The sequence below is a fragment of the Streptomyces sp. NBC_00057 genome, assembly GCF_045041165.1.
In the GTDB taxonomy this organism is placed as follows: domain Bacteria; phylum Actinomycetota; class Actinomycetes; order Streptomycetales; family Streptomycetaceae; genus Streptomyces.
Window position 1 is genome coordinate 8,495,520 of the sequence record NZ_CP108256.1, and the last position, 17,447, is coordinate 8,512,966.

The 17,447-nt window shown below is 67.1% G+C and carries 19 protein-coding genes and 2 pseudogenes; 11 read left to right on the forward strand and 10 right to left on the reverse strand.

Going from position 1 to position 17,447, the window contains the following annotated elements:
• Nucleotides 1-15: 15 nt before the first annotated feature.
• The 4 genes from OG953_RS39910 to OG953_RS39925 form a co-directional block, all read right to left on the reverse strand.
• Nucleotides 16-624: a GPP34 family phosphoprotein gene (locus tag OG953_RS39910; RefSeq protein ID WP_405690706.1), complete on the reverse strand. Its 609-nt coding sequence runs from the start codon at nucleotides 622-624 to the stop codon at nucleotides 16-18.
• Between the two features lie 288 nt (nucleotides 625-912).
• A complete protein-coding gene (locus OG953_RS39915; protein WP_405690708.1) occupies nucleotides 913-1,332 on the reverse strand; it encodes an NAD(P)H-binding protein in 420 nt (139 codons plus the stop codon).
• A gap of 570 nt (nucleotides 1,333-1,902) precedes the next feature.
• Complete coding sequence (locus OG953_RS39920; protein ID WP_405690710.1) at nucleotides 1,903-2,592, reverse strand: peptidoglycan recognition protein; 690 nt, start codon at nucleotides 2,590-2,592, stop codon at nucleotides 1,903-1,905.
• A gap of 1,432 nt (nucleotides 2,593-4,024) precedes the next feature.
• Nucleotides 4,025-4,231, reverse strand: a complete 207-nt coding sequence (locus OG953_RS39925) for a DUF5988 family protein (RefSeq protein WP_405690712.1) — start codon at nucleotides 4,229-4,231, stop codon at nucleotides 4,025-4,027.
• 724 nt (nucleotides 4,232-4,955) lie between these two features.
• Here OG953_RS39925 and OG953_RS39930 point away from each other — a divergent pair.
• Both OG953_RS39930 and OG953_RS39935 read left to right on the forward strand, forming a co-directional pair.
• A pseudogene (locus OG953_RS39930) lies at nucleotides 4,956-5,127 on the forward strand (GTP cyclohydrolase I); the annotation flags it as partial.
• A 209-nt stretch (nucleotides 5,128-5,336) separates the two neighbouring features.
• A complete protein-coding gene (locus OG953_RS39935) occupies nucleotides 5,337-5,573 on the forward strand; it encodes a hypothetical protein (protein WP_405690714.1) in 237 nt (78 codons plus the stop codon).
• A gap of 13 nt (nucleotides 5,574-5,586) precedes the next feature.
• Here the strand turns inward: OG953_RS39935 and OG953_RS39940 are convergent, their stop codons facing one another.
• Nucleotides 5,587-6,369 carry an IS630 family transposase gene (locus OG953_RS39940; protein ID WP_405690716.1) on the reverse strand — a complete coding sequence of 261 codons (783 nt, stop codon included), beginning with the start codon at nucleotides 6,367-6,369 and terminating at the stop codon, nucleotides 5,587-5,589.
• Nucleotides 6,258-6,704 (reverse strand): helix-turn-helix domain-containing protein, encoded by a 447-nt coding sequence (locus OG953_RS39945; RefSeq protein ID WP_405690718.1) that lies wholly within the window; start codon nucleotides 6,702-6,704, stop codon nucleotides 6,258-6,260. Before OG953_RS39945 ends, OG953_RS39940 begins: the two co-directional genes overlap by 112 nt.
• Nucleotides 6,705-7,397: 693 nt before the next feature.
• On the opposite strand from OG953_RS39945, the gene OG953_RS39950 reads away from it, so the two are divergent.
• From OG953_RS39950 to OG953_RS39960, 3 genes are read left to right on the forward strand one after another with little or no spacing between them, the layout of a single operon-like run.
• A complete protein-coding gene (locus OG953_RS39950; protein ID WP_405690720.1) occupies nucleotides 7,398-7,577 on the forward strand; it encodes a hypothetical protein in 180 nt (59 codons plus the stop codon).
• Between the two features lie 51 nt (nucleotides 7,578-7,628).
• Complete coding sequence (locus OG953_RS39955) at nucleotides 7,629-7,781, forward strand: hypothetical protein (RefSeq protein WP_405690723.1); 153 nt, start codon at nucleotides 7,629-7,631, stop codon at nucleotides 7,779-7,781.
• A 16-nt stretch (nucleotides 7,782-7,797) separates the two neighbouring features.
• Nucleotides 7,798-8,295 carry a hypothetical protein gene (locus OG953_RS39960; protein WP_405690724.1) on the forward strand — a complete coding sequence of 166 codons (498 nt, stop codon included), beginning with the start codon at nucleotides 7,798-7,800 and terminating at the stop codon, nucleotides 8,293-8,295.
• A gap of 324 nt (nucleotides 8,296-8,619) precedes the next feature.
• Here OG953_RS39960 and OG953_RS39965 read toward each other — a convergent pair whose 3' ends face one another.
• Entirely contained in the window at nucleotides 8,620-9,087 is a 468-nt protein-coding gene (locus OG953_RS39965) for a MerR family transcriptional regulator (protein ID WP_405690726.1), read from the reverse strand.
• Nucleotides 9,088-9,203: 116 nt separating this feature from the next.
• Here OG953_RS39965 and OG953_RS39970 point away from each other — a divergent pair, with 116 nt between their 5' ends.
• The 3 genes from OG953_RS39970 to OG953_RS39980 all read left to right on the forward strand — a co-directional run bounded on the left by OG953_RS39970 (nucleotide 9,204) and on the right by OG953_RS39980 (nucleotide 12,200).
• Nucleotides 9,204-10,628: an MFS transporter gene (locus OG953_RS39970; RefSeq protein ID WP_405692341.1), complete on the forward strand. Its 1,425-nt coding sequence runs from the start codon at nucleotides 9,204-9,206 to the stop codon at nucleotides 10,626-10,628.
• A gap of 653 nt (nucleotides 10,629-11,281) precedes the next feature.
• Nucleotides 11,282-11,959 (forward strand): TNT domain-containing protein, encoded by a 678-nt coding sequence (locus OG953_RS39975; protein WP_405690729.1) that lies wholly within the window; start codon nucleotides 11,282-11,284, stop codon nucleotides 11,957-11,959.
• Between the two features lie 7 nt (nucleotides 11,960-11,966).
• Entirely contained in the window at nucleotides 11,967-12,200 is a 234-nt protein-coding gene (locus OG953_RS39980) for a hypothetical protein (RefSeq protein ID WP_405692343.1), read from the forward strand.
• A 535-nt stretch (nucleotides 12,201-12,735) separates the two neighbouring features.
• Here OG953_RS39980 and OG953_RS39985 read toward each other — a convergent pair.
• Nucleotides 12,736-12,897, reverse strand: a complete 162-nt coding sequence (locus OG953_RS39985; protein WP_405690731.1) for a hypothetical protein — start codon at nucleotides 12,895-12,897, stop codon at nucleotides 12,736-12,738.
• Nucleotides 12,898-13,244: 347 nt separating this feature from the next.
• Here OG953_RS39985 and OG953_RS39990 point away from each other — a divergent pair, with 347 nt between their 5' ends.
• Nucleotides 13,245-14,051: an NPP1 family protein gene (locus OG953_RS39990; RefSeq protein WP_405692346.1), complete on the forward strand. Its 807-nt coding sequence runs from the start codon at nucleotides 13,245-13,247 to the stop codon at nucleotides 14,049-14,051.
• 294 nt (nucleotides 14,052-14,345) lie between these two features.
• Here OG953_RS39990 and OG953_RS39995 read toward each other — a convergent pair whose 3' ends face one another.
• Both OG953_RS39995 and OG953_RS40000 read right to left on the reverse strand, forming a co-directional pair.
• On the reverse strand, nucleotides 14,346-14,714 hold the full coding sequence (locus tag OG953_RS39995) for a hypothetical protein (protein WP_405690733.1): 369 nt from the start codon (nucleotides 14,712-14,714) through the stop codon (nucleotides 14,346-14,348).
• A gap of 105 nt (nucleotides 14,715-14,819) precedes the next feature.
• Complete coding sequence (locus OG953_RS40000; RefSeq protein WP_405690735.1) at nucleotides 14,820-15,335, reverse strand: MarR family winged helix-turn-helix transcriptional regulator; 516 nt, start codon at nucleotides 15,333-15,335, stop codon at nucleotides 14,820-14,822.
• Nucleotides 15,336-15,452: 117 nt separating this feature from the next.
• On the opposite strand from OG953_RS40000, the gene OG953_RS40005 reads away from it, so the two are divergent.
• Both OG953_RS40005 and OG953_RS40010 read left to right on the forward strand, forming a co-directional pair.
• Entirely contained in the window at nucleotides 15,453-15,866 is a 414-nt protein-coding gene (locus OG953_RS40005; RefSeq protein ID WP_405690737.1) for an organic hydroperoxide resistance protein, read from the forward strand.
• A gap of 595 nt (nucleotides 15,867-16,461) precedes the next feature.
• Nucleotides 16,462-17,163 (forward strand): annotated as a pseudogene (locus tag OG953_RS40010) (hypothetical protein); the annotation flags it as partial.
• Nucleotides 17,164-17,447: the final 284 nt, after the last annotated feature.

Below are 17,447 nucleotides of genomic sequence, written 5' to 3' on the forward strand. Positions count from 1 at the left end.
TCGCGTATGCCTTCGTTATTCGCCTCGCCAGATGTTGTCGAAGGCCGCCTCGTCGAGGGCTCGCCGTTGCCGTTGGAACTCCAGATCCCTCAACGCGTCGTCAACAGCGGCGAGCACCGTCGCCACCGCGTCGTCGGCCAGGCCAGGGGAGTCGCCAATCGGCTTGTCACGGATTCCGATGGCCGCTGCAAGGGCGGCGAGTACGGGCTCATCCGATGTCCAGCGGTCAGCCGCCTCGCGGCGAGCGGGCGAATCGACCAACACCATCTGACCGGCTCGGGAGGGCATCCAGCGGGGGCGGCGTTGCCGAGTGAGCTGTCCTTCAACCTCAAGGGCGTCCAGATAGGCCGTGGACAGGCCGCGGCCTCTGCGCCACAGCCAGTCTTCGAGCGACTCGTACGGCGCTTGTCGGACGAGCGACGACGCGGCCTCATCCAACAGGCGATCAGCTATTGCCGGCGGGTGGCTCGGCACGATCTGATCGCCGTCCAGTCTGACGGCCTGGACGCTCAGGAGGTCGATCACCTCGGCTCCCGCGAGCGCAAGCGACAGATCGCCTCGCTCCAGAGGGCGACTGGCCGCCATGTCCATGGCGGCGATCAACAGGTCCCGCGGTGTGGTCATGAATGGCTCCGTGTCAGGGGCATCAGTAGCGTTGCGTCGCTGAGCGGCTGGTCCGGCGCTCGGCGTGACGCCGAGCGTCAAGGCCAGCTGTCGATATCGATGGCCGCCGCGATCGCTGCGCGGATTTGCTGTGTGTAGCGGGCGGGCGTGAAGTTCGGCCGCCCCGACGTCGTCCACCAGCTTACGGAGCACGGACGGCAGCGGCATCCCACGCTGATGGCCCCGGCCTGCTGGGGGAGTGCATATTCCGGCAGAGGTCGGTGTCCGCGTCAGTCCCGACGCTCATGCTCATGTCGATAGTCGCCCCGTACCGGTTTGTGGAGACGGTGATACTGGGCTCCAGAGGCCGTGCCTGGTCATCTGGGACACCGTCATCTGCGACATGTCCACCAAGCAGTCGAGATCGCCGTGCTCGCGTGCGACGGTGGCCACCACGGTCGCCGCCAGCAGGTAGTCCGGCGACACACTCATGCTGAAATACGTCCGGGCGGCACCGTCGAGGGCGTCCGCGACATCGGCGGGCCGGGTGAGGTCGCCGACGACTACCTCAGCGCCGAGTGCGCGCAGTTCATCCGCGCGGTGGTCGTTGCGGTGCACCATCGCGCGCACCGACACTCCTTGGGCCAGGAGCAAGTCGAGGACGATGCGGCTCACACCACCTGTGCCGCCACCGGCTCCCGTGACGAGAACAAGGTCGCTGGTAGCCATCGGTGCGTCTCCTTCAGAGTCAAAGTCTTCGCTTCAGGGTGACGGCCCTCTTGCGCGGCATACGCCTCGGAGCCACGGGAGAAGCTTTGGCTGCCCCCAGCGCCAGTCCATGAGGTAACAGGACATTCCCGGATGGTCCCGTCAGACGGGTCTCGGCGGGCCGGACGACTCCGAGCTGTTCAAGGCCCGGATCACTGCGCTCGCGGACGAGGTGGTCGACCGGGAGTCGAAACTGAAGGAACGTGACGAGGGTCTGGGCGCCGCCCGCGCCGCCGACCGTGAGCTCGTGGCCCGCTCAACCGTTATGACACGACTCGTCGACAGGAGTGAAAGGCGCAGGCGAAGTCCGGAGTACGGGCCGTACGCCCGTGTGAGAGGCGGTCAAAGGGATCCGCGAGATTGCCCGGATCGATCCGCAGGGCTGTCCGTGAGATCCGCAAGCCGGCGTGGAGTCCTGCGTCGGCTTCGGCATGAGGGCGGCCGCATAGCCGCCCTGGGCTCGTTCGCCCCGGCCGAGTTGTCTGCGATGCCAGGGGCTGCGCCCCAGTTGCACCCTTTGCTGATGGAGCGTCAATGACTGGTTTGTTGGAGGCTCCGCAAGCCCGCAGGCAGGGCGACACCAGAGGGTGCTCGGGGGGATCTGCCCTGGAGGCCGGCAGCAATCTTGCGGATTGCGGGGAGCCGCGCGAACAGCGCTTCCCCGGGGCAGTTGGTGGCATAGCCGTCGCGATGGCCGGAGATGGCGTCGAATTCGGCCGAAGCTCCCTTGGCGTAGCGGCTCTTGTCGTTCGTGGACGTGAGCCGCACCTTGCTGGTGGGGTCGATGCCGTTCAAGCCGAGCTTCCAGGCGGCGAGGGCTGCGATCGCGTGCTCCATGGCTGCCGGTACGGGGGTGTCTCGTCCGAAGGTGCCGATCGCCGCAATCCCCGTGGTGCCCTGGTTGAACCCGAGGGTGTGGGAGCCGACGACGGGGCGGCCGGTACCGCCGGCGCGGCCTTCGTAGATGGTGCCGCATTTGTCGACGAGGAAGTTGTAGCCGAGGTCTCCCCATCTCTGGTCACGGGTCTGGCCCGTATACAGATTGCGCAGGGTACGCGGGACGTCGGCGCAGTCGTAGCCGTTGGGGGTGGCCGTGTGATGGATGAAGACCGCCGTCACCCTTTGCGCGTAGTGGGCATGTGGGTCGCGCTTGGTCTCGTCGGCCCGCCACTGAGTACGCAACACGATGGCGGGCCGAGGCGCCGCACGGGGGAATGCCACTGGCCTCGCTCCGAGGGCCGGGAACGGCAGCGCGGAATCGACAGCCGACTCCGGAACTGCTCCGGCCCGCCATACGGCAAGGGGGCCTTCCGGTGTCGTATCGCCGACGGCGCGGGCCGTAGTCACTCCAGGCGGTGCCGCCATGAGAGGAACTGCCACAGGGGCCGTGACCCACAGTGCAATTCGGTACAGACGCACGGGAAAACCTTCTCTGTCTTTCGCCAAGGGGACGGCGTGAACGCGTATGCCCACAGCTTCGCGGTGGGAGGTTCGCTGCGCGCACCGGGTTAGTGCAGACAGGCGAGCGTGCCGGCACTCCTGCCGACTGCCGCAGGGGTGTGTGGGTGAGGGCTTCCCTATCGGGGTGAGGTGTGCGATGACGAGTCGAGGCACGCACAGCCACCCCTGCCAAGCGGGCCGGCCAGGTACCTTCCCGGCACCTGGCCGAGCTGGCCCGTGGCTACGGATCCGACGTCGACCGGCCGGTCCGGCGGGAAGCCGAAGTTCTATGCCGCCGAGCTCCGGCGCCTGGCGGATGTCCCCAGCCGCTGCAGCCCGTGACTGCTGGGCAAGCGTGCCGCGGGGCGTCGACGTGAGGGTTGTACCGAAGGGTGTCTGGAGGGGTGCACCGAGGTTGCACCTCAGACAGGAATGCAGGTGCAAAACCGTCTTTCCGTGATCCTGGGCGCTTTTCCTGGTCAGCCCCGTGGGCAAGCCACTTTCGCATGACGGCGGCCCGCAGCCCAGCACCTCGCTGACTCGCATCCGCCGACCAGCCCCGTCGGCCGACCTTTTGGCGCGCACTCGCGCCCGCCGTACGGACCGCCGGACCCTTGGGCTGACGCGAGCGGCGACATATCAGGCAAACCGAGCGCGCTGTCGGTGGACTCCTGGCACACTGATTTTTCAGCTCTCTGCTGTCCCTGGCGGCGGGGGCTCTCGCGTGTCCGGTGCTCTTTCCGGGAGCAGCACCGTGGGACGGCGATGAGCGAGTGATGTTCCCCGAACGCGTGTCGAACAGTCCGTGGTCGGCGGGACGGGTGTGCAGCAATCCGGTGCTGCGTGGAGATGCTCATGCCCTGCCGCGAGCGCGGCAGCCTGTGGGTGTCGCGTGATGACGTGATGGAGGTCAGCGGACTGGGGGAGGAGCAGGCAGCGGTTTGAGTGCGCGCGGGTTCGGCCCACGACCAGGGCTTTGAGTTCTACCCGGTCTCCACGACATTTGAGGTGGCTGGTGACGGGGAGGCTTGCCGCGCGTGTCGACGAGGCTGTGGTGTGGCGCGACGGCAGCGCGTACTGCTTCTGCGGCGCCGAATACGTGAGCTACGACATCGCCGACGACACGATGGCATCCCGGCTCGGCCATGCAGTCGACAACGAGATCACTCACGCTGTGGCAGGACGGAACGCGAGGGCAGTAACCGGACAACCCTCACCCTGGGACTTCCGTGCGCTCCCACCATTCGTAGACAGGCAATTGGCCCTTGTCGGTTTTCTGGTGACGTGTCGTCGCCTTGAAGTGCTCGTATCCACCACGGAACGGGATCTTGAGGTCGACTCCGGGCGTAGTAATGGAAACGATCCGCTCAGGAAGATCGTCGGGGCCGCCCTCAAGGACTGCTTTCATCGCGTTGGTCATGGCGAAAGTTTCCCCTGACGGTGCTCCGGCTTCTCCATGACGCGCCGAAGTGCTCGCCGCCGTGTGTCCTGCCGGCATCCCAGCAGCATGCCCATGAATTCCGGCAACCACTCGATGCAGGACCCTGTCCAAGGAGGCACGGAGACCGACGGACCGCACCACGCGGAGCTCGCGAAACTGCGGTACGCGCTCTGTGCTGGAGCTCTACGGCATCGGATACCCCGCGCCCGGTTCGGTACTCCCACGCCGCCCCGCTACTGGGTACGGTCGCGGCAGACGAACTTCGTCGACAGCCACAGGCCCGCGGGCCTGTGGCTGCAGTTCTGGCATCGTGTTGATCAGCTGTAATACCGTGCTGCAGCTGACGGGGACGCCGAACACTCGAAGGGCGGACGGGTGACGCCCCTGCGGACGGAAGTGCGCAAGCCGACCGATTCGTTCCTCGACAACGTCCTGGCGGAAAACTCTGGCTGGACAGCGCACAGAAACGCAACAACCGCCCCGGCCTCAGGCTTGTACGCACCGCGGATCCAGGGCGCCGCCGCTCGCACGGCCCGATGGCGACTTCCCTGAGCACGGGTCCGAAGGGCTCAACGCTTCGACGACATTCAGCTGGGCGGAGTCCGTGCAGGCCCGGCCGCCGGCTTTGAGCAGACCCCGCTCAGCCGGTCCCTGAACTCGGTGGGCACTGAGTGGTCAAAGGCTGGAGCGCCCAGTTCCAGCCCAGCTGGAACCCAAAGGTGTCGGCGTTGTGATTCAAGCCGAGCACGCCTGCATGACCCGGCGCGGCGTCCAGGCCACCGGCACCACCACCATGACCCCCGCCCTCCGGGGCCTGCTGCACCGACGCCCGATCGCGCACTGAGTTCCTTGCCGTGACCGGCCTGCCCCGCTGACCCGACAGCGTTCCGGGACAGGTGACAGGTGACAGGCGAACAGCCAGCGGGTCTTGACGCGCACTGTTGGGCCCGGTTGCGGACTGCTGTCGGCGTATCCGCCTTCCGACGGGCAGCTGGCTCAGCCGCTGGGGTCATGTCATCTGGAGTCGCGTTACCTATCCTGCCGCCGGGCATACTGTCGACCGTGGCGTGGAACGGATCTGCGCATGACCGAAAGTGCGAGCCCGCGTATCTCGATGCCCCGGATCACCGTGCTGGCAGTCCAGTCAGGTGATCCGCCCTTCCGCCTTGTGGAGATCGACGGGGAGGTCGTCAGTGCGGCAACATCGATGACGGACGTGCTCCACGCCGCCTCGGCCGCAGGCATCAGGGTCCACGACCTCGACGACCCGGGCGAGGTTCGGTGGGTGGGCGGCGGCAAGTTCACCTGGAGGCTGCATTAGTAGACCGTCGCAGCTATCTTTTGGGATAGAGGTGGCGGAGTTTGATGCGTGCGTCGTGGGTGGTGAAGTGCCAGTCCACCTGACGTTGGTCGGTGTTGGTGGCGTTCTGCCAGGCTGAGAGTTCGGTGTTGAGGATGTCGAGGTTGCCGATCCGGCGGTCGAGGCATTGCCGGGTCAGTGCGGAGAGTTCGATCTCGGCGATGTTGAGCCATGACCCGTGTTTGGGTGTGTGGTGGATTTCGAGGCGTTGGGCCAGGGCGAAGGCCTCTTCTGGGTCGAATGCCTCGTAAAGTGAGGCGATGTTGTGGGTGTTGAGGTTGTCCATCACCAGCACCACGGCCTCGGCGTCGGGGTAATCCACGCTCAGCAGCTGCTTGACCTGGCCGGCCCAGTCGATCCGGGTCCGCTGGGGCAGTGCCTGAACCCGACGCCATCCGCGCAGGGGTTCGACCCACACGAAGATTGAGCATGTGCCGCAGCGGATGTACTCGCTGTCCTGGCAGACGTCGTGACCAGGGCGGGCCGGGAGCGGGTCGCGGGCATGATCGAGGAGCTGGCAGGGCTTCTCGTCCATGCACACCACCGGACGTGCCGGGTCATAGGGCCGGGCATAGACGGCCAGCACGTCTTCCATCCGGGCCGCGAACTCCGCGTTCGCTCGTGGTGGGATGGTCCAGCACTTCTTCAGATGAGGACGCAGTTTCGTTTTTTTAAGACCCGCCCGATGGTGGAGTGATCCAGATCGGGGATGTCCTCGACCAGCGCGACGTGCTTCTCCAGCAGCCGCAGCGACCACCGGGCATAACCCTCGGGTGGCTGTGAGCACGCCATCGCGATCAGCCGGGCTTCGACCTCACCGGTCACCGGCGAGGGCACCGGCGGGAGGTCGCGCTTCTTCCGCGCGACCGTGGCGTGAACATCGCCACCGGTCTCAGCGAAACGCTTGGCGACCAGTCGCAACGTCTCACCCGAGACCCCGACCCGGGCAGCAATCACGTCCTGCGAGCCGATCGCGCCTGCAGAAGTGTCGAGCGCGAGCAGTATCCGTGTCCGCCTGATCACCGAGGCCGGATGAACCCCCGTCGTGGTCACCCGAACCAACTCTTCACGATCAGCCACGGTCAGCACCACCGGCCTCTTCTGCGAACCCATCACACCAGCCCTGTCTGGCAGAACGGAAGGAGAATCTGCCAGACACCAACCTCCCAACCAAACAACCCATAACTAAGTAGCGACACGCTACTAGCTAGGCAGTTGCCATGCGCGGGAGGCCAACCGACTGCCGACGCGGATCGCCACACCGCGTCTCCGTGGGCAGCGGCGACTTTTTCGATCCGGGCCCCCGATCGGCGGTGGGCGCACTGTAGGCGACGACCTTCGCCGCCCCACCCGCGTTCCGAACCGATTCCACGGCGGCCTGGTAGCCATCCATTCCGGGAAGCCGACTTGGGCGGTGTCCTGATTGGTGAGCGCAGACCGACGAATTCACATCTCGGCGGCTGGCTCCGACGACGGTTGGTTGCGTACTCGAAGACATGGGATGACGCGCCGAGTTGTTGGGGCCGCTCATTCCTATGCTGTTCCCATGGCGGAGGAGCACTTCAAGGACGGAACCCTGTCGGGTGAGGGCGACTATTCGGACGTCCGCTGTAGGCAGAACTGTCGCGTCTCATTGAGGATGCGCAGGGCCGGGACCTCGAAGTTTGCGCTTTGCAGCTGATCGCGTCTCATACGTACGGTCGCCGCGGCGTGCTCGTGACCTACTTCTCATCGATCGGTTGGGAGTCCTGGGGGCTGTCGAGTCGGCCAGTCATCCCGGACCTCATGCCGCTCTTCATAGACGACGACCTTCTCTTCGAGGACGATGCCGGGCCTCGGATCACCGTGGTACTCAACCGATGGACCCAAGAGCTCCCCGCGAACGGCTGCAAGTCCCCGGAATCCTGGGAGACGTACGCTCGATTCGCCCGGGACTGGACCGTTTTGCTGGCGCCGCGACGCTGAAGACCTGGGCTACTCGAGGTTCGGCCGCGCCTACAAGACCACCGTCACCGAGTGGGCACGCGACCTGTCTGGGCCGAGAGTGTGAGGACCAAGCAGGTCTTCATCGAATCGATCGGCCGCAACCACAAGACCGAAAAGTCCCGTCTGACGGCTGACTTGGAGCGGGACATGAAGGTCCTGGCCTCGATCGACGCCATCGCGTAAGGAGAATCCCCACCTCATGGCTTGCATCAGCGCAGAGACCCGCGCCCGCAACGAGGAGGCCATCCGGGCCGCGATGGACCGGATCCTCAAGGGTGACGTTCCGCCCGGCGGCGGCTGCGACCTGAAGACACTGGCCGCCGAAGCCGACCTGACCCGCACCGCGTGCCAGCCGAAGAAGAATCGTGACGGCACCGCCCGCCCCGGCCCCTACCAGCACCTTGCCGAAGAGTTCGAACGACGCCTTCGTGCCCTGCAGGAGGCCGGGCAGGTCGTCGACCCGCGGATCGCGCAAATCGAACGACTCAAGGCCCAGGTCACCGAGCTCAAGAAAAGCCTGGCCAAGCAGGACGAGACCATCGCCGAGCTCACCACCTTCAAGAACCTCGCCGTCTCACGGCTGGCCGCTCCGCACGACGAGATCCAGCGCCTACGGGAGCAGGCCGCAGCCGTCGGGAACATCCGCAGGCTCCCAGCAAGCCGCCCGGGAACGGCACCGTACGGGTCGTGCAGCTGAGCACGACCCTGTCCGCCGTACCAGTCGCCGTGGGCTGTTGGCATCCTGGGCGTCATGGACGAGACCCGTGTGCTCACCGAGTACGAAGTCCACGACAGGCTCAGCGATGACGACCGCAACGCTGGGTGGGAAGCCGACGAAGCGCACGGGTGGAGTCGATGAGCATGCAGTCGGCCCTGGCATGTTTCATGGGCGGTACCAGGCCGACGTACGGGACTCCAGATGTTGCGGAACAACACGTTATTGACGGCGACGGCGTGCCGTGGCGTGCCTACGCGGAACTGAGCGACGACCGATGATTCAGGGCGCGACCGGACAGATCGCTCAGCGTGCACCCGGTTGGCGGTTGGGTGCCCATAGCTGGTAGGCGTCGCCTGCGGCGAGTCGGCCTCGGTAGACGTCGATCTTGTGGTCGATGAGTTTCAGGTTCTCCTGGAGTTCGGCAGCCTTGGCGAGCACCTGGTCGCGATGCGACTCCAGCAGGTTCAAGCGTTCGTCCTCGTTACCCCGGCCTGCCGCGACGAGTTCGGCGTAGCGGCGGATGCTTTTAATGGGCATGCCGGTTGCCCGGAGCCTGGTGCAGACGGTGATCCATTCCAGGTCGAGTTGGTGGTAGCGGCGTCGGCCGCCGTGGGTGCGGTCGACGGGGGTGACGACCAGGCCGACGCGTTCGTAGTAGCGCAGGGTATGCACGCTGACGCCAGTGCGGCGGGCGGCCTCGCCGATGCTCAGGCCCGCCTGAGGGTCGGAGTGAGGGGGCCCGGATTCCGGCTGCTGATTGACCTCGACCACGCTCTAAATCCTAGCGTCGTGGTCAGGCTCCGCGAACCCCTCAATGCCGATCGTCAGCAGTGCCTATCGATGGGACAACCCGCATGCCCGAACTCAGCCGACGCCGTCGACTCTTGGTGCTCGCGATCTGCTGCGCCAGCGTGATCGTCGTGGTGATGGACATCTCTATCGTCAACGTTGCGCTGCCGTCGATCCGTCGCGATCTGCACGCCTCGGTGTCCGGCCTGCAGTGGACGGTCGACGCGTACACCTTGGTGCTGGCCGGCTTCCTGGTGCTGGCCGGATCCACCGCTGACCGGGTCGGCCGTCGGCGCATCTTCCAGGTCGGCCTCGCCGCCTTCGGATTGGGCTCGCTATTGTGCGGGCTGTCGCCGAGTCTCGCCTGGCTGATCGCGGCGCGGGTGCTGCAGGCCGTCGGCGGCACGATGCTCAACCCGGTGGCGATGGCGATCGTCGCCACCACGTTCCCCCAACCGGCCGAGCGGGCCAGGGCCATCGGCACCTTCGGCTCGATGACCGGCCTGTCGCTGGCGCTGGGCCCGATCCTCGGCGGCGCCCTGGTCGACGGCTTCGGCTGGCACTCCATCTTCTGGATCAACGTGCCGATCGTGGCCGCCGCGATCGTATGCACCGCGCTGTTCGTGCCCGAGTCCCGCGCTGCCCGGGCACGCCGGTTCGACCCAGTGGGCCAGACCCTGGTGATCCTGGTACTGGGCAGCGTCGTCTTCTCGATCACCGAGTCCAGGCAGTTGGGCTGGACCTCACCGGTCCTCTTGGGCCTGCTCGCCGTGGCCGCGCTCGGCGTGTTGGGCATCCTCGGCTACGAACCACGCCGCGTCGACCCGCTGCTGGAGCTGCGCCTGTTTCGTAGCGTGCCGTTCAGTTCGGCGATCCTGATGGCGCTTTTCGCTCTGTGCGGGTTCGGTGCATTCCTGTTCGTGACCACGCAGTACCTGCAGGACGTGCGCGACCTGTCAGCACTGGCGACCGGGCTGTGCCTGCTCCCGGTCGGGGCGCTGGTCGTGGTGCTCTCCCCGTTCACCGGCCGGCTGGTCGGTGCGCGCGGCCCCCGGCTTCCGCTGCTGGTCGCCGGGGGTGCGCTGGCGCTGGCCGGTGGCGCGTCGCTCTGGCTCCAACCGGCCACCCCACTGCCGGCCGTGCTCGCGACCTACCTGTTGTTCGGCATCTTCCTGGGCACCGTCAACCCGCCGATCACCAACACAGCGGTCTCCGGCATGCCCCGCTCGATGGCCGGGGTGGCCACTTCGTTGGCCTCCGCGGGCCGGCAGACCGGAACCACCCTGGGCGTTGCAATCTCCGGAACGATCGCGGGCTCGGTCCTGACCCGCGGCGAAACGGCGTTCATGAAAGCGGAGCACGGCGTGTGGTGGATGGTGCTCGGGCTGGGCCTGGGCATCGTGGTCTTGGGCCTGCTGAGCACGGGGCGATGGGCCCTGAACACCGCCGCGGGAGCGGCGGAATTGTTCGAGGAGGTGGACCGTGGGGCGGATTTTCGAACCGCCCCTATCGGCCACCGTTGATCGGTAAGGCGGCATGGCGCACTCCAAGACCACCGTGGCCGACGCGGCCCGCCTCAACGGTCTGGCGAGCGGTCGGCAAGGGCGCGTCCCATGTCGACCTCGGCTGGCGCTGTCTTCGCGCACTGTTCTGGCACCTCGACGACGGTCAAAGCCGGCTGGGGATCCCACAGCCCCACCGGACCAGACCACTCGAAACCCTTCTGATCCAGCCACAGATCCCATAACCCACGCCCGGCCCTGCAAACGACAGCCTGCCCCGAGGGGCGAAGGAATGAGCAGAGGAGACCTTGTGCTCGAAGAGACGGGCCGGCAGCTTTGTGGACGCCCGACGAAGTCCGGCGCTCCGTGCAAGGCTGCGGACCGCACCGTCACCACAAGATCGAGCCCGATCCGGTTACAGCGCAGAGCCCGCAGTCCGCACAGCTCGCGCCCGGCGGAATCGAGGAAGCCGTTCGCGCCGGAGGCGTCGCGAACGCCACTGACACCGTGCGCATCAGATGCCTCGGCATCCGGCACGCCCCGAACAGAACCAGGTCTGGATGCCGCGCTCCTTCGTGTCCAAAAAAAGGCACAGGATGGATGCCCTGAGTGAGCGAGGGGCTACTCTTTGTCAGCTGTCGTAATTGATCTCCGCACCCGAGGGGGACTTCTGAATGAACCGCATGCGCAACGTACTTGCCGTGCTCGGCATCACTGCCGGGCTGGTCACGGCCCCTGCCGCGAGCGCCTCAGCGAAGCCGGAGGACCGGACGCCTGCATCCGTAGCGCGGCACGATCCCTGCACAGGTGAGTTCCGCGGCGACACCCGACTCGGCCCCAGGTGGCTTCCGAACAGGCGACTGGCCCCTGTGGGCCCGCTCCTGAAGGGGTACAAGCGCACCGGAGCCCTGTCCCCGCAGGCCTTTCTGAAGAAGTACTGGGAAGGACCCGCCGACTCCGGCAGCTGGAAGTACCCGCCCAACGACGGCTTCGGTCAGGTCAACAGCCAGATCGACAAGGAACCGACCAAGCTCCGCTCGGGCCAGCGTCTGGACCGCTTCGGTTCTGAGTACGGCAGCTACCTGGCACCCGCTGGTGACGCGTATGCAGAGCGCGCGCTGCCACCGCAGAACCTCAACACCCGTGAAGCAGGCATCGCTTGCGACTACCGCGTCTACAAGGTGGCCAAGCCCTTCTGGGTGTGGCAGGGCAGTATCGCCCCGTGGTTCGAGCAGCCGGGGGGCGGTCAGCAGGTCAAGCTCGACGCGGTCTTCCTCGACCCGGGCCAGGGGCAGCGGCTGAACGTCAAGTGGCTGCTGGAGCATGACTACCTCAAGCCCGCCGCCGCGTAACTTCAGCGTGGAACGCCGGGAACTGCACGCGGTGCTCAGCGAGGCAGGAGTGGCCGACAGCTACTACCGCATCGAGGGCGTTCACGAACCGGTCCCCACCCCCACGGACTTTCTGTTCTTGCGACAGGCATCCGACGGGGCGTGGGAGACCGGTGTGTACGAACGGGGTACGTACGAGGTCATCGCCCGCCACCCGAGCGAACAACTCGCCTGCGCGCATTTGCTCCACCTGCTCCTCTAAGCCTCGATCCACCGGGGAACGAGGAAGTACCTTGTGACCTGCGATGATGGGAGTTCTTCAGACGCGCGGGAAAGTCGTCATCCAAATCGCACCCCAGTGACCCGCCCCCGGCGGGAGAAGCACAACGAGCGTCCACCGTGGCACAGCCTGGAGCGTGTCCGGTTTGAGGAGCGCGATTAGGGAACCGCGGGTCACAGCAACCTCCTGGGGCAATTATCCATCCTGCAGCGGCACCGCCTTCGTTGACCACGACGGACCGTGGTCAACACCCGGCGTGACAGCGCCAGCCACCTGATCACTCGGGACTCACCGGGCGTCCGGGCCGACATCACATCCGTCGCCTGACGGCGGTCCCCGTCGAGGCCCCCATGGCCGGCAGCGCTGAGACGGACACGCTCCGCGATGTGGTGGGGGCGCTCGCGATGGCCTGTCGGGACCACGCCGACTTCGATCAGTCCTGGTTGCGATCCCGATCAACGGCCTTGGGCGCAGCCATGGTCCGGAGACGGGGTGATCGGAACCGCGAGATGGTCAGTCAGCGGACAGACAGACGGGCGATGAGCTTGGCCATGTTGGCTGCGTAGGCCGAGGACGTGATGCCCAGGGCGCTCTCGTGCGGCTCGTAGGGGGCTTCTGCCGGCGGGTCCGCCGGGTTGAAGCGGGACGTGCCGTACGTGTCACCGACGTTCTTGCTCATATAGGCCGCGCCGTCCGAGATGCCAGGCGCCAGTGTCCCGGACCAGGACCCGGTCCCACTTGCCCTCGGGTGGATTCATCCTGCTGTTGTCACCCCTGGTGAGAATGCCTCCGCCTGACATCCCGTCGGGATGTCCGTATCCAGAGCGTGCCCGCCCGGTGCCTGTCCGGGCGCAATTCGGCCCCGGCAGCCTCACTTCCGCCCCTGCCTGCCCGTTCGCCATGTCCGCCAGATACCTCTCCGCAGGCTCACCCCGTGTATTGGCTGACCCTTCATCGCTTGGTCACCTGGCGGGGCTCGGCCCGGGCGCCGCGAGATTCGATATGTTTGCGATGGGCATGTCAATCATGGCGCGTGCCCGGCCACGCGTCGACCAGGAGGACGCAGTGAAAATCAGAGCACGGATCCGCAAGGTCTCGCTCGTCGTCGGCAGCGCCATCGTGCTGGTGATCGCTGCTTCCGGCAGCGCTCTCGCTGCCCCGCCCACCGCCTTACCCGCGAACGCGGACGGACTGGAGCAGACGTTCCAACCCGCTTACGACTACGACACGGATGGCTGCTACCCGACTCCCGCCATCGGTCCCGACGGGGCCATAGCCCCCGGCCTCAACACCACCGGGGCCGTCAACGGTCGGTGTCGTGACTCCTGGGACCTCGACAACACCAACGGATATGCCCGCTACAAGTGCAACAACGGCTGGTGCGCCATCATGTACGGGCTCTATTTCGAGAAGGATCAGGCCGTGGCCGGCAGTGGGCTCGGCGGGCACAGGCACGACTGGGAGCACGTCGTTGTGTGGGTACAGAACAACGAGGCCCGCTACGTGTCCACCTCGGCCCACGGCAACTTCGACATCTACGGCCGCGACCAGATCCGGTGGGATGGAACGCACCCCAAGATCGTCTACCACAAGGACGGGGTGAGCACGCACTGCTTCCGTCCTGCGAATTCCAATGACGAGCCGCCGGAGAACCACTACCACGGGTGGCAGTTCCCCAGCCTGGTCGGCTGGAACGGCTTCCCCGCGGGCCTGCGGGACACGCTGACCCAGGCCGACTTCGGCAGTGCCGTCTTCGGCCTCAAGGACGGCAATTTCAACTACCACCTCGAAAAGGCCAAGCCGGCCGACATCTCATTCGACCCCAACGCCTGACGGATCGGCGGGGCCGGGGGCGGGTCTGTGGCAGCGGCAGCGTAGCCGCAGATCCGCCCCCGCACTGCTCGGCAGATGGAGCCGTGCGCCGCCCCGAGTTCACCGGCCCAGCCGTCCATTGTCAGGGCCCGGCCCCACTCCAGCGGGACCGTACCGTCGTCGGCGGCCTTCGGTGCGGGTGCCTCGTGGTCGTGCGTACCCCAGTTGGTCCACCCGGCCTGTGGCCCTTGCCCGTGCCGTACACCTCGAAGCCGTTGAGGCCCAGCGGGTTGGCTTTCGACCGTTTCGTCACGGTCATCCGCACCAGCGTGCTGTGGAGGGACTGTTCAGTTTGATCTCCACCACCCGGCCGGCACCGGAGGCGGTCCGGTATACCGTGGTCCACGCCTGGCGATCCCGGTACGTCTCGATGGTGAACTCCACCGCGCAGCTGGACAGGATCTCCTGGCCGGTTGTGTTGTCACGTGGATTTCCGCTGGTGGACGGCGTGAAGTCGGGGTCGTCCTTGGTGGCTTCGAACATCAGCCGTATCGAATCGACCTCGCACTGGAGGTCGACGGAGATCCACTGCGGGTCGCCGGCGCCTTCCGTGCCGGCGAGCACCTGGCCCTCCAAGCGGGCGCCGGTACCGGCAGGACCAGTGCACTCGCATATCTCGCCCACCGCACACCTTGCCGAGGTCGCTGTCTCGCCTGCGACAGAGCCATCGCCCGAGTGCGCTTCCCGCGACGGTCCTCTGCAGAACCGCCCACACCTGGCGAACGACGCCTACTTCTCGGACACCGCGTCGGCGCAGCTCTGGTTCTCCTCCAGCGCCGCCGTGTCCAGGGCTGCCGTGAGCCGGTTGAGGCGGGCTCGCAGGTTGCTGATCTCGTCGAGGTCGAAGCCGGTTGCCGCGGCGATCCGGCGCGGCACGGTCAGCGCCCGCTCGCGCAGTGCCGTGCCCTCGTCCGTGAGGTGGATGTGCACCGACCGCTCGTCCTGGGCGCTGCGCTCGCGCCGTACCAGGCCCGCCGCCTCCAACCGCTTCAGCAGCGGTGACAGCGTGCCGGAGTCGAGCCGCAGGCGCTCTCCCAGCGTCTTCACCGGCAGCTCGCCGTGCTCCCAGAGTGCCAGCATCACCAGGTACTGGGGATAGGTGAGCCCGAGGTCCTTGAGGAGTACGCGGTAGACGCTGCCGAAGGCGCGTGACGCGGCGTTCAAGGAAAAGCAGATCTGCTGGTCGAGGCGGAGGTAGTCGGCCTCGGGCGGGGCCTCGCGGCTCGGGCTGGGCATGGAGGTCATGGATCCAGCATAACCCTGCGCACCATTGGATTGTGCACAATTTAATTGTGTGCTTTCCTGGAGTGAAAGCGGCCGGACAGGGCCGCTGGGACATGACTTTCGAGAGGAATCGCTTTCATGGAAGCGCTGTACACCGCCGTCGCCACCGCAACCCACGGCCGCGAGGGCCGCGCCATCACCCCCGACGGCAAGCTGGATCTGCAGCTGGCCATCCCGGCGGAGATGGGCGGCAGCGGCCAGGGCACGAACCCGGAGCAGCTGTTCGCCGCCGGATACGCCGCCTGCTTCGCCAGTGCCCTGGGCCTCGTCGGCCGTCAGGCCAAGATCGACGTCAGTGACGCCGCCGTGACCGGTGAGGTCGGCATCGGCAAGCAGGGTGAGGGTTTCGGTCTCGCGGTCACGCTGCGAGTGGAGCTTCCCGAGACCGTCGACGAGGCCACCGGCCGCAAGCTGGTCGAGCAGGCTCACCAGGTCTGCCCCTACTCCAACGCGACCCGTGGCAACATCCCGGTCGAGCTCGTCATCGAGTAGCGCTCCGGGTGGCGATGGGCCGGTGTCCGGGACCAACCCCACCGGCCCGGGCCGGCCTCGCCGTGTGTCTGCTCCACACCCCCCGCGATTCGGGGCGGGCTGCGCGTATGGGTTTCAGCGGCCCCGGCGGCGGGGGAGCGGTACACGCCCGGGTAGAGCCCGCTGTCGGTGTTCTCGTCGATGGACAGCACCACGGCACGACGATGCGGAGTCTGCTCACTGGTTGGGTCTTTGGCGGTCAGGGGGGACCGCTCTCGGGCTGACGGAGAGGGATGTCCGTAGTCGCGTGGGCCGGTAAAGCCGCGCGTGAATGCTTGATCGTCTGGCGAACGGGCTGCCGCAGTCAACTTCGGTCTGCAGCTTTGCACGTGCCCATTACTTCTCTGGGGGAGGTGCCGCGCCGTAGCCGCGGCGCCCAGGAGAGAAGGGTATGAGTGACCCGCGGACAACTCAACGGGTGAGGCTCTGCCCCCGAGCTGCTGAAGCGGTTCGCCGTCGCACTGAGCGTTCGCGCTTTGTGGGCAGCCATCGTGGCGGTCATGCGCGGGGACGGGTAGTACTCGGGAACGTGGCGCGCCCGGAGGCGAGACCCCCCGCCACCGTCCGTCAAGTGGCGGCGATGCTGGGCTTCCTGTTCAGCATGGAGGGTCTGGCGCTGTCGCTGGGCTGCGACCGGACCCAACTTGAGCTGGCCCTCGCCCGGTCGCATCCGCAGGACCCGCCAAAGACGGCGCTGCTGTGGGCGGCTCAGGTGCAGCTCGGGCACCTCTCCCGCGCGAACCTTCGGGCGAGGTGCGACGAACTGCTCGGCAACCCCTTGGTGGTACCCGCCTATCCGCGCTACCTCAGCGGCTTCGTACACGCCCCGGAGCCCGTCCCGGGCCTCACCGACTTTGTTGTGGAGGCAGTCTCGAACGCGTTCGGACGGCTGCCGGACCCGGTGCTCCTGCCTTGGCTGCCGACCCTGATCACCACCCTGCGATCGGGCGGTGCCGAGCTGGCCCCGCTGCTGGTCCGTGAGGCCGGCCGGATCTTCCCCGGCCGGCTCGCAGCGCTGGACGAGTGGGTACCGCCGTGGCGGGCGCAGCCGGAAGCCGTGCATGCGGCGCGGCGCGCGGACGGCAGCCGTGGTTGCGCGCTGCTCGCTGCCCACCCCGTGGCGTGCGACGCGGTGGCGAGCCTGCTGGGCTGTGACGGGACGTGGGAGACGGTGGACCCCGGCCCGCCAGGCGCGGCACTGGCCGGTCGCCGTCCGGATACGGCTGTGACGCTGGAGGTGCTGCTGGCCGGCGCGTGATCTCGGCGGGGCGGAAGCCCGCGCAGCGGATCCGCCGTCGGCGGCGACCGGTGCCGCAGGCGCCCCGACGCGGCCCGGCAAGCGGGCCCAGGTCCGGCCGCAGCCGAGTCAAGTGCGCGGTCAGCTGCCGAGCGACGGCTGCCGGCACGTCCACCTGGCGTGCTCCGGCCGGCCTGCCTCGGCGGTAGAGGAGACCGAAACGGTAGATGCGGCTGTTTTCTGCGATGACCTGCCCGAACGCCTGTCGGAGCCCTCTGGGAAGACTGGCCCTCGACCCGGTCGCT